General features: G+C 66.0%; 12 protein-coding genes. 7 read left to right on the forward strand and 5 right to left on the reverse strand.

Annotated features, from left to right (window positions below; translation table 11 throughout):
* Window positions 1–29 precede the first annotated feature (29 nt).
* The 5 genes from sseA (at window position 30) to JQK15_RS04135 (ending at window position 5,124) form a co-directional block, all read left to right on the forward strand.
* Window positions 30–878: a 3-mercaptopyruvate sulfurtransferase gene (sseA, locus tag JQK15_RS04115; RefSeq protein ID WP_214863623.1), complete on the forward strand. Its 849-nt coding sequence runs from the start codon at window positions 30–32 to the stop codon at window positions 876–878.
* Entirely contained in the window at window positions 875–2,083 is a 1,209-nt protein-coding gene (gene metC / locus JQK15_RS04120; protein ID WP_214863625.1) for a cystathionine beta-lyase, read from the forward strand. Before sseA ends, metC begins: the two co-directional genes overlap by 4 nt.
* On the forward strand, window positions 2,080–3,375 hold the full coding sequence (locus JQK15_RS04125; protein ID WP_214863627.1) for a mechanosensitive ion channel family protein: 1,296 nt from the start codon (window positions 2,080–2,082) through the stop codon (window positions 3,373–3,375). Before metC ends, JQK15_RS04125 begins: the two co-directional genes overlap by 4 nt.
* Before the next feature lie 271 nt (window positions 3,376–3,646).
* Entirely contained in the window at window positions 3,647–4,387 is a 741-nt protein-coding gene (locus JQK15_RS04130; RefSeq protein ID WP_004210057.1) for a TorF family putative porin, read from the forward strand.
* 218 nt (window positions 4,388–4,605) lie between these two features.
* Complete coding sequence (locus tag JQK15_RS04135) at window positions 4,606–5,124, forward strand: sterol desaturase family protein (RefSeq protein WP_037491955.1); 519 nt, start codon at window positions 4,606–4,608, stop codon at window positions 5,122–5,124.
* Window positions 5,125–5,655: 531 nt separating this feature from the next.
* Here JQK15_RS04135 and JQK15_RS04140 read toward each other — a convergent pair.
* The 3 genes from JQK15_RS04140 to JQK15_RS04150 all read right to left on the reverse strand — a co-directional run bounded on the left by JQK15_RS04140 (window position 5,656) and on the right by JQK15_RS04150 (window position 7,991).
* A complete protein-coding gene (locus tag JQK15_RS04140; protein WP_122129943.1) occupies window positions 5,656–6,381 on the reverse strand; it encodes a class I SAM-dependent methyltransferase in 726 nt (241 codons plus the stop codon).
* Window positions 6,381–7,508: a peptide chain release factor 2 gene (prfB, locus tag JQK15_RS04145; RefSeq protein WP_004210053.1), complete on the reverse strand. Its 1,128-nt coding sequence runs from the start codon at window positions 7,506–7,508 to the stop codon at window positions 6,381–6,383. Before prfB ends, JQK15_RS04140 begins: the two co-directional genes overlap by 1 nt.
* A 78-nt stretch (window positions 7,509–7,586) precedes the next feature.
* The gene (locus tag JQK15_RS04150) at window positions 7,587–7,991 is read right to left on the reverse strand and encodes an endonuclease domain-containing protein (RefSeq protein WP_214863629.1); all 405 of its coding nucleotides are present in this window, start codon (window positions 7,989–7,991) and stop codon (window positions 7,587–7,589) included.
* 196 nt (window positions 7,992–8,187) lie between these two features.
* Here JQK15_RS04150 and JQK15_RS04155 point away from each other — a divergent pair, with 196 nt between their 5' ends.
* A complete protein-coding gene (locus tag JQK15_RS04155; protein ID WP_214863631.1) occupies window positions 8,188–8,622 on the forward strand; it encodes a hypothetical protein in 435 nt (144 codons plus the stop codon).
* Between the two features lie 33 nt (window positions 8,623–8,655).
* On the opposite strand, the gene JQK15_RS04160 is transcribed toward JQK15_RS04155, so the two are convergent.
* Window positions 8,656–11,190 carry a penicillin-binding protein 1A gene (locus JQK15_RS04160; protein WP_214863633.1) on the reverse strand — a complete coding sequence of 845 codons (2,535 nt, stop codon included), beginning with the start codon at window positions 11,188–11,190 and terminating at the stop codon, window positions 8,656–8,658.
* A gap of 137 nt (window positions 11,191–11,327) precedes the next feature.
* Window positions 11,328–12,608 (reverse strand): N-acetylmuramoyl-L-alanine amidase, encoded by a 1,281-nt coding sequence (locus tag JQK15_RS04165; RefSeq protein ID WP_214863635.1) that lies wholly within the window; start codon window positions 12,606–12,608, stop codon window positions 11,328–11,330.
* A gap of 519 nt (window positions 12,609–13,127) precedes the next feature.
* Here JQK15_RS04165 and JQK15_RS04170 point away from each other — a divergent pair.
* A complete protein-coding gene (locus JQK15_RS04170) occupies window positions 13,128–15,866 on the forward strand; it encodes an Rne/Rng family ribonuclease (protein WP_251007535.1) in 2,739 nt (912 codons plus the stop codon).
* Window positions 15,867–15,901: the final 35 nt, after the last annotated feature.

The following is a 15,901-nucleotide window of genomic DNA, read 5'->3' on the forward strand; positions in this document are numbered from 1 at the left end:
TGCCTGCCGGACAAGGCAAAAGGGGCCGCATGGACATTCTCGTTTCCACCGACTGGCTGGCCGGCGAAATCGGCAAGCCCGATCTCGTCATTCTCGACGCCAGCCTGTTCCTGCCCGGCACGCCGCGCGACCCGCGCGCCGAGTTCGACACGGCCCATATTCCCGGCGCCGCCTATATGGACCTGCCGAGCCTCAGCGATCCCGCCGATCCGGTGCCGGGCCAGTTGCCGCCCGACGCGCTGATGACGCAGCGCATGCAGGCGCTGGGCGTCAATGCCGACAGCCGCATCGTCGTCTACGACAACAGCCCCACCCACAGCGCCGCGCGCGGCTGGTGGATGATGCGCGTCTATGGCCTGGGCGCATCGGCTGCGATCCTGGACGGCGGCCTGCCCAAATGGGTTGCCGAAGGTCGCCCGGTAAACAGCGGCACGCCCGCCATGGCGCCGGGCAACGCCGTCGCCCGGCTCGACCGGACGCAGGTGCGTAGCAAGGCGGACATCCTCGCCAATCTCGACAGCGGCACCGCGCAACTGCTCGACGCGCGCGGCGCGGGGCGCTTCACCGGCGCCGAGGCCGAACCGCGCCCCGGCATGGCGTCGGGCCATATCCCCGGCAGCCGCAACATCCCCTCCTCCGCCTTCTTCGCCGCCGACAACAGTCTGAAGCAGGGCGAGGAACTGCGCCGCCTGCTGCTGGACGCCGGCACCGATCTCGACCGGCCGATCATCACCACCTGCGGCAGTGGCGTCACCGCGGCGATCATCCTCGCCGCGCTCGAAACGCTCGGGAAGCGCGACGTCAGCCTCTATGACGGCAGCTGGTCGGAATGGGGGTTCGATCCCGCCACGCCCAAGGCGACCGGGCCGGCCGCATGAGCGAGGACAGCAGAAGGCCGCTGACGAAGCTGGCGCAGGCCGGCCGTCGCGCCGACTGGACCGGCATGCCGGGGCAACCCGGTGCGATCGTCAGTCCGGGCGTGTGGCGCGCGTCCACCATCCTCTATGACGATGTCGCCCATCTGCGGAAGGCGGCGGGCAGCAGCACGCATGAACGGCTCTTCTACGGGCGCAAGGGCACGCCGACCAGTTGGAGCCTGGCCGATGCGCTGACCGAGATGGAGCCGGGCGCGGAGGGCACGATGCTCTTCCCCTCGGGCGTGGCGGCGATCGCCTGCGCGCTGATGGCGGTGCTGCGGCCGGGCGACCAGTTGCTGATGGTCGACAGCGCCTATGACCCGACCCGCAATTTCTGCGAACAGGTGCTGAAGCCCTTCGGCGTCGAGACGTTCTATTATGATCCGACCATCGGCGCCGGCATCGCCGATCTATTGACCGATCGCACCCGCGCCATCTTCCTGGAATGCCCCGGCAGCCTGACCTTCGAGGTGCAGGACGTGCCGGCGATCACCGCCATCGCGCGCGACCGCGGCATCGTCACCCTGCTCGACAATACCTGGGCGACGCCGCTCTTCTTCCCGGCGCTGGCCCATGGCGTGGACATCGCGATCCTCGCCTGCACCAAATATATTGTCGGCCATAGCGACGTGATGATGGGATCGGTCACCGCCACGCCGGCGCTGTTCCCGAAGGTCCGCCAGTCCGCCTATCTGTTCGGCCAGATGACGAGTCCCGACGATGCCTGGCTCGCCAGCCGCGGCCTGCGCACGCTGGGCGTCCGCCTGGCCCAGCATCAGGCGAGCGCACTGCAGATCGCGCAGTGGTTGAAGGACCAGCCCGACGTTGCCCGCGTGCTGCATCCCGCTCTGCCCGATTGCCCCGGCCATGAATTGTGGGCGCGCGATTTCAGCGGCTCGACCGGCCTGTTCAGCTTCGTGCTGCGGGGCGGCGACGAAGCGGCGCGCGCCGCGCTGATCGACGGGCTCGCCCATTTCGGCATCGGCTATAGCTGGGGCGGGTTCGAGAGCCTGGCCCTGCCGGTCGATCCGGCCCGCTATCGCACCGCAACCCAATGGGAAGCCGAAGGGCCAGTCATCCGGCTGCAGATCGGGCTGGAGGATCCCGCCGACCTGATCGCCGATCTCGACGCCGGCCTCGCCCGTTTCCGGGCGGCACGCGGATGAGGCAGCTGTCCGCATGGCTGGCCCGGCTGCCGGGCGATGCGGACATCACCCAGCCGCTGATTGCGGTCGGCATCGCGCTGCTGCTCCATGCCATGGCCTATGGCCTGGCGCGGCTGCTGGCCCCGCGCATCCGCGAGCGCCTGCCTGCCCTCAGCGAACTGGCATCCACCCATGTCCGCCCGATGCTGCGCCATGCGATCAGCGCGCCGCTGTTCGCGACGGCACTGGCGCTGTGGCCGGCGGACAGCATCGCCCATCTGATCCTGGGCGCCGCGCTCGCCCTCGCCGTCGCCCTGTTCGCGCTGCATCTGCTGCAGGCGCTCAGCTTCCCGCGCTGGGCGATTACCCCGCTCGCCCTGCTGCTGTTCGTCATGGTGATATCGGGCAGCAGCGGCGGCATCGCGCCGGTAGGCTCGATGCTCGACGATGTCGCGCTGACGCTCGGCAAGCGGCGGATCAGCCTGCTCGACCTATTGTCGGTTGCGGCGACATTGGTCGCGTTGCTTGCCGGCATCCGCCTTGCCAACCGGCTGATCCGGCGCAGCATCCAGAAGGCGCCCGATCTCGACCCGACCCAGAAATTGCTGGGCCAGAAGCTGGCCGGCATCGCCGTCATCATCGCCGCCTTCTTCATCGGCATCGACATATTGGGCATCGACCTCACCGCCTTCACCGTCTTTTCCGGGGCGCTGGGCCTGGCAGTCGGCTTCGGCCTGCAGAAGACGGTCGGCAATCTGATCGCCGGCATCATCCTGCTGATGGACCGGTCGATCAAGCCGGGTGACGTGATCGCGGTCGGCGACAGTTTCGGCTGGGTCAGCAAGATCGGCGTGCGCGCCGTGTCGATCATCACCCGCGACGGCAAGAAGCATCTCATCCCCAACGAAAATCTGATGACGCAGGAGGTGGAGAACTGGTCCTATTCCGACCGCAATATCCGCGTCCGCATCCCGGTGGGGATCAGTAATGACAGCGACATCGCGCTGGCCCAGCAACTGATGCTGGAAGCGGCCGAGGAAAGCCCGCGCGCGCTCAAGCATCCCGAGCCCAAGGTATGGCTGACCGCGCTCGGCCAATATCGGCTGGAGCATGAGATCCGCGTCTGGATCAACGATCCGGAAAATGGCGTGGGCGGGGTAACCTCCGACGTGCTGATGCGGGTGCTGGACAAGTTCAAGGCACAGGGCATCATCGTCCCCTATCCGCGCCAGATCATCGAATTGCGGCAGCCGCAGGACAGACATGATCCAGCAATGAATGAGCCCGGCATTTCGGACCATTCCCCGTCCTGAGCGACCGCGACAGCGTTCGAACATCCGAATAGTCACGCCTTATCATATAGATACATCGCACATCCGGCGAACCCAGTCGCGCACCTTGTTGCGTCGTAGCAACAATAAAAGACGTAAAAGACATGAAACAGCAATAATATCTTGTGCGCCGCAGCGCGCGCGGGCATGGCCAAACTTGTTGAGGCAAGCTGGCCCATTTCCCCTGGGGGAAGCATAGAGGCAGGCGCCTGGACGCAGGCGGGACGATCGCAGAACCATCAAGGGGATTATCATGCGTAAGTCCATTCTCGGCCTCTCGGCCTTCGCTCTTGTTGCGCTGTCGGCACCCGCCATGGCCCAGGATGAGCCCGCTCCCGCGGTGACCGTCACCGGCAATGCCGCCGTCGTCAGCGACTATCGCTTCCGCGGCATTTCACAGACCAACAAGAAGTTCGCGCTGCAGGGCGGCATCACCGTCACCCATGAATCGGGCTTCTATGTCTCGACCTGGGGCAGCTCGATCGACGAATATGTCGCCAACGGCTCGGACCAGGAACTCGACCTGATCGGCGGCTATTCGACCACGGTCGGCGGCGCGACGATCGACGTCGGCGTTCTCTATTATTACTATCCGGGCAATGCCGGCGCCAACACCGACTTCGTCGAGCCCTATGCCTCGATCAAGGGCACGTTCGGCCCCGCCACCGCCAAGCTGACCGCCAACTACGCCCCCAAGGCGAAGGCGCTGACCGTCGGCAATGGCAAGGAAGATAATCTCTACCTCGCCGGCGACGTCTCGGCCTCGATCCCCAACACCCCGCTGGGCGTGTCGGCGCATCTGGGCCACAGCTTCGGTCCGAGCTACCTGACCATCGGCAAGGAATATACCGACTGGAATATCGGCGCGACCTACACCTGGGGTCACCTGACCTTTGGCGTGTCCTATGTCGACACCGATAAGTCGCTCTATTCGTCGGCAGGGCACAATATCAGCAAGGCCGGCGTGCTCGGTTCGCTCACCGCCTCCTTCTGATCCGCTTTCCCTTCGGGAATGAACAGGGCCGCGCTCTCCAGGGGGGATCGCGGCCCTTTGCTATAGCGCGCTGCGTTATATCCGACGCAGGTCGCGCGCTCTAAGTTTTTGTTGCCGCATCGTTTTAAGCGCAAAACCGGTTCCCACTTTTGCGCACGATGCTCTATATGCGGTGTTTACGGGTCGCCTTGGCCCGCGCCGCTGCCTATAAGGCGCCGATGCCTCCGATCGCCCTCCTGCTGCTCTTCGTCGTCACGATCGCGCTGATGGAGGGTTTTGCCTATGTGATGCACCGCTGGGTGATGCATGGACCGGGCTGGTTCCTCCACGCCAGCCACCACCGCCCCCGGACCGGCTTCTTCGAGGCCAACGACCTGTATTTCGTGATCTTCGCCATGCCCTCCATCCTGCTATTGCTGGGTGGGGTGCAATGGGGCTGGGGCAATTGGGCGACGGCCGTGGGCGCCGGCGTCGCCGCCTATGGCGCCATCTATCTCGGCTTCCACGACATCATCGTCCACCAGCGGGTGCGCCACCGCTATGTCGCCCGCTCGCGCTACATGAAGCGGATCGTCCAGGCGCATCGGCTGCACCATGCGGTCGAGACCAAGGACGGCACGGTCAGCTTCGGCTTCCTGATCGCGCCCCACCCCGCGGACCTCAAACGCGAACTGGCGCGGCGCGGCCGGGCCGGCGTGCGCGCGGCCAGGGATTGGCAGCCCGGCACGCGGGACTAGATCCGCGCGATATGGGTGGTAAGGGGACATTCTACCCCTCTCCCTTGAGGGAGAGGGCTGCGCAGACTTGGCAGCTTGCTGCCTAGTCGTAGCTGGGTGAGGGGGATGCCGCCTCGCATGAATGGAGCAACATAGCCCCCCTCATCCAACTTCGCCTAGCCGCTATGCGGCAAGGCTTCGTATCCTTCTCCCTCCAAGGGAGAAGGAACGGGGGAAAATGGTCGTCAGCCGCCCTTTCCTATTCGGTCATTCTCTGCTCCACCCTTGTCCATGGACGAGAGTGCCCGCCAATCCATGCGCGACATCCCGCCAATGGCTGGCCGACGCCTGACTGGCGCGCCCTTGTCGCGTCACTGTCGCTTCGGGCGCGCATCAGCGACGCGTCGCGTTCTGCCCGGCTGTCGCGTTACAGGCGCGCCACCGGCGCGCGGCAGGCGCATATCTGGCGCAAATAGGGTGAATCTCCCCGATAACGGTGTGAACTTCGGCGGATATGAAACTGTCGCGTCGCGAACCGGACTGGGCAGGCCCCTAGCCGCGCAGCGCGCAGGGGACGATGCTGGACGGATCGGGGCGGGCAGTGCTGCGGCGGAAGCGGGCCATATAGCCACCGGCGGTCGGCTTGGCGATCATCTCCTCCAGCCGGAAGCCCATCGCCGCCAGTTCGCAGGTGAGCAGGCGCCGGGGCGTGCCATGCTGGTCGGTCGGCCGATCCGCATCGACCACGATCAGTTCGCCATCGGCCTTCAGCGCGGGGCTGAGGTGCCAGAGGAACGCATAGGGTTCGGCTATCTCATGATACATATGGACCATGAAGATGCGGTCGAAGCTGTTTTCGGGCAGCTTGGGATCTTCCGGCGCGCCCAGCTTCACGCTGACATTGGTCCAGTTTTCGCGGGTGATGCGACGGCTGAGCGCATCGATCACCTCGGGCAATATATCCTCGGCCAGCACCCGGCCCCTGGCGCCGACGCGCTTGGCCAGGCGGACGGTGTAATAGCCTTCGCCCGCACCAATATCGGCAATGGTCATGCCCGGCCGGATGCCGGCCCGGTCCATGATATCTTCCGCCTCATTGACCCGGTCGCGCGCTTCCTCGCTCGACCAGCGGGTCGACACGATCGGCGCCACCGGCCGGTCGGCGCGGGGGAAGGACGCGGCGCCGGCCGCGCGTTCCGACTGGTTGCCGCCCGACCACTGGCCACAGGCAGCCAGCAGGAGCGACGCCCCCAATGCGGCCACCTGCCGGTGGATCATTAATCCACATCCTCCACGTCGACCTTCTCGCCCGTGACCTTCTGCGACAGGGCAGCGGCCATGAACGGATCGAGCGCGCCATCGAGCACATCGTCCGGCGCGGTCGAGGTGACACCGGTGCGCAGATCCTTCACCAGCTGATAGGGCTGGAGCACATAGGAGCGGATCTGGTGGCCCCAGCCAATCTCGGTCTTGGCGGCATAGTCGGTCGACGCCGCTTCCTCGCGCTTGCGCAGTTCCGCCTCATACAGGCGGGCCTTGAGCATATTCATCGCGGTGGCGCGGTTCTTGTGCTGCGAGCGGTCATTCTGCGACGCCACGATGATGCCCGAGGGCACGTGGGTGATGCGGACCGCGGAGTCGGTGGTGTTGACGTGCTGGCCGCCCGCACCCGAGGCGCGATAGGTGTCGATCTTGAGGTCGGACTCCTTGACCTCGATATCGATATTGTCGTCGATCACCGGATAGACCCAGACCGACGAGAAGCTGGTGTGGCGACGCGCGGCGCTGTCATAGGGGCTGATGCGGACCAGGCGGTGGACGCCGCTTTCGGTCTTGGCATAGCCATAGGCATTCTCGCCCTTGATGAGGAAGGTGGCCGACTTGATGCCGGCGGTTTCGCCCGCCTGATAATCGACCAGTTCCACCTTATAGCCGCGCCGCTCGGCCCAGCGGCGATACATGCGCGACAGGATTTCGGCCCAGTCCTGGCTTTCGGTGCCGCCGGCGCCGGCGTGGATTTCCAGATAGGTGTCGCTGGCATCGGCTTCGCCCGCCAGCAGCGCCTTGATCTTGTCCTCGTCGGCGCGCTCGGCCAGCGCCTTCAGCGCGGCGATGGCTTCGGACACCATGTCCTCATCGCCTTCGGCCTCGGCCATTTCGATCAGTTCGGCATTGTCGGTCTTTTCGGCCTCGATCGCGCGGGTGGCGCCGATCGCGCTGTCGAGACGGGTGCGCTCGCGCATCACCTCCTGCGCCAGCTTGGCATTGTCCCACAGGGTCGGATCCTCGACGCGGGCATTCAGCTCGTCCAGCCGGCGCAGCGCACGGTCCCAGTCGAGGAAGCGGCGCAGCAGGTCCAGCGCGGCGTCGATACGGTCGATATATTGCTGCGCTTCGGCGCGCATGGGAGGTCTCCAGAATCTCGTGGCGTCTCAACGCATCAAGCGACCGCCCCTATCCCAGACCGGCAGGCTTGGAAAGATTCAATCCTCCCCTGGCAGGGGAGGTGGCAGCCCGCAGGGCTGGCGGAGGGGTAGGTCGCCCCGTGCCTTGGCGGTGATGTGAAGCACAACAGCCTCCACATCCCTCAGCACGTCCGTTGCCGGGATACGCAGAACCCGGATACCCTCGCCGACCAACCAGGCATCGCGGTCAGCATCACGAACCGGTGCATCACCACGCCCATGCACTTCCCCATCGACCTCGACCGCGAGGCGATGACGGGGACAAAAGAAATCCAGCACATAGCGCCCCGCCGGATGCTGTCGCCGAAAGCGCAAACCGGCGGGTCGTTTGCGCAGTTCCTGCCACAACAGCACTTCGGGCAGGGTCATCGACTGGCGCAGGCTACGGGCGCGACGCTGCGTGTCTTTGGGGCCATGGAGCATGGCGGCACCCTACCCCTCCGTCTGGCCTGCGGCCAGCCACCTCCCCTTCCAGGGGAGGATTTTATCCCGGATACACAGGCGCGGCAAAGGTCCGAAATCTGCCGGACATAATGGGATCTTAGCCTGATGGCGCAGACCGCCCCGCGCGAGGGCGGCGCATCAAGGGGGAAAACCTTTTTCCATGAAAGGCGATCCCATGAACCCGACCACGCCCATCCCGGCGACGCACAGCCCGGCCACCCTCTATATCCTGCTCGACGCCGTGCGTTGCTGGGCAGCGGCGCGACGCCGACATCGGCCGGCAATGGCCCAGTTGCACCTGCGGCTGCGGCGCTATGGCTACGAACAACTATCCCCTGCGCTCGACAGCCTGCTGCGGCTGGGCGAGCAAGTGACCGGTCATGGGCTGCGCACCGGCCGGGGGCCGCGCCTGAGCGAGGACGAGAATCTGCTGATCGACCTGTTGCAGGCGCGCTGGACCGGCCCCGTTCCCTATGCCTGCAGCGACGCGATCGCCTGCGCCTTCTGCTATGCGGTGCGATCGACCCAGATATTGCTGGCGCAGGCGCTGGAGGGCCGGCGCGGCGCCGCCAGCCTGTCGATCCGCGACGCCAATCCGCGCCATTGCTGAACGAAAAAGGGCGGGCGCCGACGCGCCCGTCCTTCAATAGATGCCGCCCTGATCCTGCAGGAAGTCGGCGTCGTTGCGCTGACGGGTGCGGACGGCATCCGCCTTGGCCGCGACCTTGGCCTGGGCCTCTGCTTCCTCCTTGCGGATGGTGCGGCGCGGTTCGGATTCGGGCTTGAACGCTTCCCAAATGACGGCGGGCTTGGGCTCATCGGTCGGCCAGGCGCCATAGACGCGCTTGCCCGAGCGGCGGTCGATCGCGACCATGCGGATACCGGCCGGGGCGATGAACGGCGTCTTGGGCATGGTCTCCAGGATCGGCGCCATCGCCTCTTTCCAGATCGGCGCGGCGATGCGGCCACCCTGTGCCCAGCCACCCAGGCTGCGCGGCTGGTCATAGCCGATATAGACGCCGGCAACGAGGTCCGGCGAGCCGCCGACGAACCAGACATTGGTTGGGCCATTGGTGGTGCCGGTCTTGCCGAACAGCGGGCGCTTGAGGTCCGCCAGCACCGTCGCGGTGCCGCGCTGGATCACGCCTTCGGTGATGTGGACGACCTGATAGGCGGTCATCGGGTTCATCACCTGACGCCCCTCGAAACCGAAGCGCGGCATCGGCTTGCCGTCCCAATTGGCCATGTTGCAATTGTCGCAGGGATGCCAGCGTTCGGGCCAGATCACCTTGCCGCGCCGATCCTGGACATAGTCCATCAGCTTGGGCGCGAATTGGCGCCCCTGATTGGCGAGCGTGGCATAGGCGTTGACCATGCGCTCCACCGTCGTCTCGCCCGCGCCCAGCGCGAAGGAGAGATAGGGCTGATAGTCGCCGATGCCCATATTCTTGATGGTACGCACCACGCGGTCCATGCCGGTCTGACTGGCGGCGCGCACGGTCATCAGGTTGCGCGACTGTTCCACGCCCCAGCGCATCGTCTGCGGCCCGGCACTGCCGCCCGAGAAGTTGCGGAAGCATTTCTGGCCAAGGCCGGCGCCCTGATAGACGCACAAGGGACCGTCGACGATGATCGAGGCCGGCGTCATGCCATTGTCGAGCGCGGCGGCATAGACGAAGGGCTTGATCGTCGAGCCGGGCTGGCGCTGGGCCTGGGTCGCGCGGTTGTAGGAAGAAAGGCGATAGTCGAAGCCACCCTGCATCGCGCGGATGCGGCCCGAATGCACTTCCTCCACCACCATGCCGCCCGACACTTCGGGAATATTGCGCAGCGCCCAGCTGGCGCCGTCACGGGCGACAAGGATCAGGTCGCCCGGCTTCATCGCCGAGATGGCAGGGCCGCCGGTACGGCGATAGGGCAGCTGCGCCAGGCTGGCGGGCAGGGTGCCGGTGGTGCCGTCGGCAAAGCCGATCTGCGCGCCACTGCTGTCGCGGCTGATGACGGCGGCGACGCGCCAGCCGGCATAATCGACGCTGATGAAGCTGGCGGCCAGTTCGCGTTCCCAGCCCTTGTCGGGGTCGATATGGCCGACCGGGCCGGACCAGCCGCGGCCGGCGCCGAAACGCAACAGGCCGTTGCGCAACGCGGTCTGGGTATGGTCCTGCGCGACCGGATCATAGGGGCTGCGCACCCACAGGCCGCCGGCATAGACGCTGTTGGGGCCATCCTCCGCCTTTTCGCCGAACTGCTGGATCAGGCGACGGCGCACCTCCTCCATATAATAGCCGCCGGCATTGGCGTCGAAGCTTGAGCCATGGGCGGCAACGGTGCCGAGCGGCAGGGCGATGGCGGCGTCGCGCTGGGCCGCGCTGATCCAGCCATTCTTCTCCATCTCGCCCAGCGCCCAGTTGCGGCGGTCGATCGCGCGGGCATGGCCGGTGGTGCTTTCCGGGCGATAATTGGCCGGCCCCTTGGGCAGGATCGCCAGATAGGCCATTTCATGCAGCTGGAGATCGGCGACGTCCTTGTCGAAATAGGCCCGCGCCGCCGCCTGCACGCCATAGGCGTTCCGGCCGAGGAAAATCTGGTTGAGGTACAGCTCCAGGATCTGCTGCTTGGTCAGGACATTTTCCATACGCCAGGCGAGGATCATCTCCTTCACCTTGCGCGTGGGCGAATATTCGTCGCCGATCAGCAGATTCTTCGCCACCTGCTGGGTGATGGTGGAGCCACCACGCGCGCGCTGGCCCGAGCCGAGCTTGCTGGCATAATCGAACACGGCGCCGGCGAAACCGGGAATATCGACGCCATGATGCTCGAAGAAGGTCTTGTCCTCGGCCGCCAGATAGGCGTGGATCAGCTGCTGGGGATAATCGCTATATTGCAGCTGGACCCGGCGTTCGCGGGCATAGCTGTGGACCGGCTGGCCATTGATGTCGCGCACCATGGTCGGCAGCGGCGGCTCATATTCGAGCAGCGAGGTGGCGTCGGGCAGGCCGCGCGCGAAGATCAGCCAGAACAGGAAGATGGCGAGCAGGAAACCGCCCAGCAGGATCGCGGCCCAGCGGAACAGGCGGCGCTGCCACAAGGGCTTCAACCGGTCGGCAACGCCCCCGGCGCCACGGCGCAGGCGATAGGCGAAGGACGATGCGGGCGGATTGGAACGGGCCTCTTCCATGGTGGAAGAGGCTCTAGAGCCTGATCGCCTGAGATGGAAGCGCTTTGCGTTTCCATCGATGGCGTGAATCAGGCTCCACATCCTGACTCCCGGTCAAAAATCGATCAATACCAGCACGGATGCGCAATCCGGACGCGTCAGCCGCCCGACCGGCCGCTGCCCATGGCGAGCTTGCGCGCGAAATGGACGTCGATGGCACGGGCGACGCCGCGCGCGATTGCCTGCTGCCCCTCATGTGAGGAGAGGAAAACGGCATCATCCGCATTGCTGATATAGCCGGTCTCGAACAGCACCGAGGGCGTGTCAGGGGCCTTCAGCACCATCAGCGAGGCGAAGCGGTGATAGGCGCTGCGGAACGGCACATAGGGCGCCGCCTCGCGCTGCAGCAGCCGCGCGAAATTGGCCGAGATGTTCATCGATTCCCGCTGCGTCAGATCGATGAGGATCGAGGAGACGTCGCCCGACTGGTTGCCGAGATTGACGCCATTGAGCACATCCGCCTTGTTCTCGCGCGCGGCGAGGCGAGCCGCTTCCCGGTCCGACGCGGTTTCGGAGAGGGTGTAGACGGTGGCGCCATGGGCATCGGTATTTTCCGCCGAATCGGCATGGACCGAGATGAAGAGATCGGCCCCCAGCTTGCGGGCGATGCCATAGCGTTCCTGCAGCACGAGGAAGCGGTCATCGTCGCGGGTCAGCGCCACGCGCACCCGGCCAGACTTGACCAGCTGGTCCCGGATCGCCTGCGCGATCGCCAGCGTCACATCCTTTTCGCGCTTGCCATTATCCTTGTTGATGGCGCCCGGATCATGACCGCCATGGCCGGCATCAATTACCACCAGCGGGCGCGATCCGTCGCGCACGCCCTCGATCGCGGGCAGATCGACGCCGCGTGCGACCGGCGGGATCGGCACGGTGATCGAATGAATGCGCTTTTGCGGCCGGGCGCTCATATTGGCGGGCGCGTCGAAGCGCAGCCGCCCCTGCCCCACCGCAGTACGAAACCGGCCATCGGTCACATTCTGGAGCGAGAAGCTGAGCGACTTGCCGTCGGCCGCGATCTGCGGATCGCCGAGCGTTGCCGGCGTCGTCAGGTCGAGCACGATGCGCGCCATCGTGTCGCTGAGCTGGCCCTGGCGAATGCCGCTGACCACGGCATTGGAACCGGCATAGCGACTGGCACCGGCCTGCGCGCCGGCGACATCGAGCGCGATGCGGCGCGGCCCGTCGAGCAGGAAGGCGGACGCGCCCTCGACCCGATCGTCGAACCGAACGGTGACGCGGTCGCCCTGCACGTCCACAGCCGCGATGCCGCCGGCATCGCCGGGGGTCGCGGCCAGCATCGTCGTTGCCAGCGCAATTATGTTGAGCATGCGCTGCTTGTGCAACGCGCGCCCATCGGCCGTCCAGCCCATTTTCATGACGTCTATCCGTCCAGCGTCCCCACGCTGAATTTCGGATTAAGCATCGGCTGTTGTGACGGGGTAAAATGAAACGGTTAATATCGGTTTCAGCATGAATCGCCGGCCGGCCGATCAAGGTCATCATAAAGACATAATCTTTTCAGGGACCGTTGCTCCCCGCGCCCATGACTGCTACCCCTTCACATTCCGGGAGGACCGACCATATCAATAAGGTCCTTTGCGGATCTTGATTATTTGCATCGGCGCGCGCCTGTCGCTCGAGCCGATGCGCAACAGGTTGACGCTGCATGAGGCATGACTTTCCTTCCACGCTGGCCCCGATACCGGGTGCTGTGGCGTGGATGGTCCGGCCCGGCGCACTGTCCGGCCCTGCCGACGCAGCAGACACGCAATTCTTCCTTCAAACCTGGACGATGCCGCCTCGCGCGCCGAACCCGGCGCGCGCACGGCCGTCCCTTCACTATCGCGTGGCGGCCCGGCCCAGTGCCTGCGGCCGCCATCGCCGGAGACACATAAATGACAATGCGTATGCTGATCGATGCGCGCCACCGGGAAGAAACCCGGGTCGCGGTCGTCAAGGGAAACCGGATCGAGGAATTTGACTTCGAATCCGCTGAGCACAAGCAGCTCAAGGGCAATATCTATCTCGCCAAGGTCACCCGCGTAGAGCCTTCGCTCCAGGCGGCCTTCGTCGATTATGGTGGCAATCGCCACGGCTTCCTCGCTTTCAGCGAAATCCATCCCGACTATTACCAGATCCCGCGCGAAGACCGCGAGGCGTTGCTGCGCGAGGAACGCGCGCATGCCGAGGAAGAGGCCGCCCTGCGCGCCGATTATGACGAGGACGAGGACGCCGCCGGCGACGATGGCGTCGAGGTCGTGGAAGCGACCCATCATGACGATGAGGAAGGCGCCCACGAAGCCGAAGCCAGCGAAGGCGAAAGCAACGAAGGCGGCCGCCCGAACCGGCGCAAGCGCGAAAAGGGCGACGACGCGGCCGACGAGCTGCGCCGCAAGCGCATGGCGCTGCGCCGCCGCTACAAGATCCAGGACGTCATCAAGCGCCGCCAGGTGCTGCTGGTGCAGGTCGTCAAGGAAGAGCGCGGCAACAAGGGCGCGGCGCTGACCACCTATTTGTCGCTGGCGGGCCGCTATTGCGTGCTGATGCCCAATACCAGCCATGGTGGCGGCATTTCGCGCAAGATCAGCAATGCAGCCGATCGCAAGCGACTGAAGTCGATCATCGCCGAAATGGCGCTGCCTTCGTCGATGGGCTGCATCGTGCGCACCGCCGGCCTGCAGCGCACCAAGCCCGAGATCAAGCGCGACTTCGACTATCTCGCCCGCCTGTGGGACGAGATTCGCGAGAAGACGCTGCGCGCCGCCGCGCCCGAGCTGATCCATAACGACAGCGACCTCATCAAGCGGGCGATCCGCGATATCTATAACAAGGATATCGAGGAAGTGATCGTCGAGGGCGAGCATGGCTACAAGGCCGCCAAGGACTTCATGAAGCTGCTGATGCCGAGCCATGCCCGGCGGGTGAAGCAATATGCCGACGCGGTATCGCTGTTCCAGCGCGCCAGCGTCGAGGACCAGCTGGCGGCGATGTACAACCCCGTCGTACAGCTCAAGTCCGGCGGCTATCTGGTGATCAACCCGACCGAGGCGCTGGTGTCGATCGACATCAACTCGGGCCGGTCGACGCGCGAGCATGGCATCGAGCAGACCGCTGTCGCCACCAATCTGGAAGCGGCGCGTGAAATCGCCCGCCAGCTGCGCCTGCGCGACATGGCAGGTCTGGTCGTCATCGACTTCATCGACATGGAGATGAACTCCAACATCCGTAAGGTCGAGAAGGCGATGAAGGAGGCGCTGAAGGACGATCGCGCCCGCATCCAGGTCGGCCGCATTTCGGGCTTTGGCCTGATGGAAATGAGCCGCCAGCGCCTGCGCACCGGCGTGCTGGAAGCATCGACCCGTCAGTGCCCGCATTGCGAAGGCACCGGCCTGGTCCGCACCGCATCGTCGGCGGGCCTGGGCGCGCTGCGCATGCTGGAGGAAGAGGCCGCCCGTGGCCGTGGCAGTGTCATCACCCTGCGCGCCAGCCAGGAAGCCGCCTTCTACGTCCTCAACAACAAGCGCCGCGAACTGGACGAGATCGAACAGCGCTATGGCGTGCGCATCGTCGTCCTGCCCGATGGCGAGATCGAGGGAGCCCGCATGTCGGTCGAGCCCAGCGGTCCGCGTCCCGAACGCGTCGTCACCTATGCCCCGCTCGCGGAGGAAGAGGATGACCTCGACGTGATCGAGGACGAGGAAGAAGAGGAAGAGATCGAGGAAGAAGCCGCCCCCGAACGCCAGGAGCGTGGCGAGCGCGGTGACCGGGGCGAGGAACGCGAAGGCGGTCGCCGCCGTCGCCGCCGTCGCCGTCGCCGTGGTGGCCAGCGCGATGATGCACAGGGCGAGACCGGCGAAGATAATGGCGCCGAAGACGGTGAGGAAGGCGAGGAATCGGCCGACGTCGAGACCGATGCCGAGGCTGTTGCCGCCGAACCGGCCGCCGAAGGCGAGGACGAAGGCGGCAGCCGTCGTCGTGGTCGCCGCGGTCGCCGTGGCGGTCGCCGCCGTCGCGAAGGTGGCGAAGCGGGTGCCGAAGCCGGTGAGACCGCTGGCGAGGACGGCGTCGAGACGGTGATCGAAGCCGAAGCGGCTGCACCTGCCGAGGAGGCTCCGGTTGCCGAAGCGGCGCCGGAAGACGCCCCGGCCGAGGAAGCGCCCAAGACGCGCCGTCGCCCCCGTGCCCGCAAGGCGAAGGACGCAGCGGCCGAGCCGGCTGCCGTCGAAGCGACCGAGGCCCCGGCCGAAGTCGTTGCCGAAGCGCCCGCCGCCGAACCGGTCGTCGAGGAAGCGGCCGAAAAGCCCAAGCCAAAGCGCACCCGCAAGAAGAAGGCGGATGTCGAGGCCGAAGCCGCTGCGGCAGCCGAAGCGCCCGCCGTCGAAGCGGTTGCCGAGGAAGTGGCCGAAAAGCCCAAGCCCAAGCGCACCCGCAAGAAGAAGGTCGAACCGGTCGCCGAGGAAGCGGCCGTCGAGGCCGCGCCGGCCGTGACCGAAGTCGCAGCCGCACCCGCCGAGGCGCCGGCTGCGGCTGCACCGGCCAGCGAAGCCGTCACTGCCGATCCCGCCGCCGAGGCGGAGAGCGACGAGAATGGCGAGCCGCGCCGTGGCTGGTGGCAGCGCACCTTCGGCCAATAAGGCAGAAGCTCAGACCTGAATGAAACACGCCGCCA

Source organism: Sphingobium sp. BHU LFT2 (assembly GCF_018604485.1).
GTDB lineage: Bacteria > Pseudomonadota > Alphaproteobacteria > Sphingomonadales > Sphingomonadaceae > Sphingobium > Sphingobium yanoikuyae_A.

Bases quoted from the DNA above. Each gene is read 5' to 3' on its own strand.
- sseA (WP_214863623.1), top strand. From the start codon at position 30: ATGGACATTCTCGTTTCCACCGACTGGCTGGCCGGCGAAATCGGCAAG.
- JQK15_RS04130 (WP_004210057.1), top strand. From the start codon at position 3,647: ATGCGTAAGTCCATTCTCGGCCTCTCGGCCTTCGCTCTTGTTGCGCTG.
- JQK15_RS04135 (WP_037491955.1), top strand. From the start codon at position 4,606: ATGCCTCCGATCGCCCTCCTGCTGCTCTTCGTCGTCACGATCGCGCTG.
- JQK15_RS04140 (WP_122129943.1), bottom strand. From the start codon at position 6,381: ATGATCCACCGGCAGGTGGCCGCATTGGGGGCGTCGCTCCTGCTGGCT.
- JQK15_RS04160 (WP_214863633.1), bottom strand. From the start codon at position 11,190: ATGGAAGAGGCCCGTTCCAATCCGCCCGCATCGTCCTTCGCCTATCGC.
- JQK15_RS04165 (WP_214863635.1), bottom strand. From the start codon at position 12,608: ATGAAAATGGGCTGGACGGCCGATGGGCGCGCGTTGCACAAGCAGCGC.
- prfB (WP_004210053.1), bottom strand. From the start codon at position 7,508: ATGCGCGCCGAAGCGCAGCAATATATCGACCGTATCGACGCCGCGCTG.
- JQK15_RS04125 (WP_214863627.1), top strand. From the start codon at position 2,080: ATGAGGCAGCTGTCCGCATGGCTGGCCCGGCTGCCGGGCGATGCGGAC.
- JQK15_RS04150 (WP_214863629.1), bottom strand. From the start codon at position 7,991: ATGCTCCATGGCCCCAAAGACACGCAGCGTCGCGCCCGTAGCCTGCGC.
- metC (WP_214863625.1), top strand. From the start codon at position 875: ATGAGCGAGGACAGCAGAAGGCCGCTGACGAAGCTGGCGCAGGCCGGC.
- JQK15_RS04170 (WP_251007535.1), top strand. From the start codon at position 13,128: ATGACAATGCGTATGCTGATCGATGCGCGCCACCGGGAAGAAACCCGG.
- JQK15_RS04155 (WP_214863631.1), top strand. From the start codon at position 8,188: ATGAACCCGACCACGCCCATCCCGGCGACGCACAGCCCGGCCACCCTC.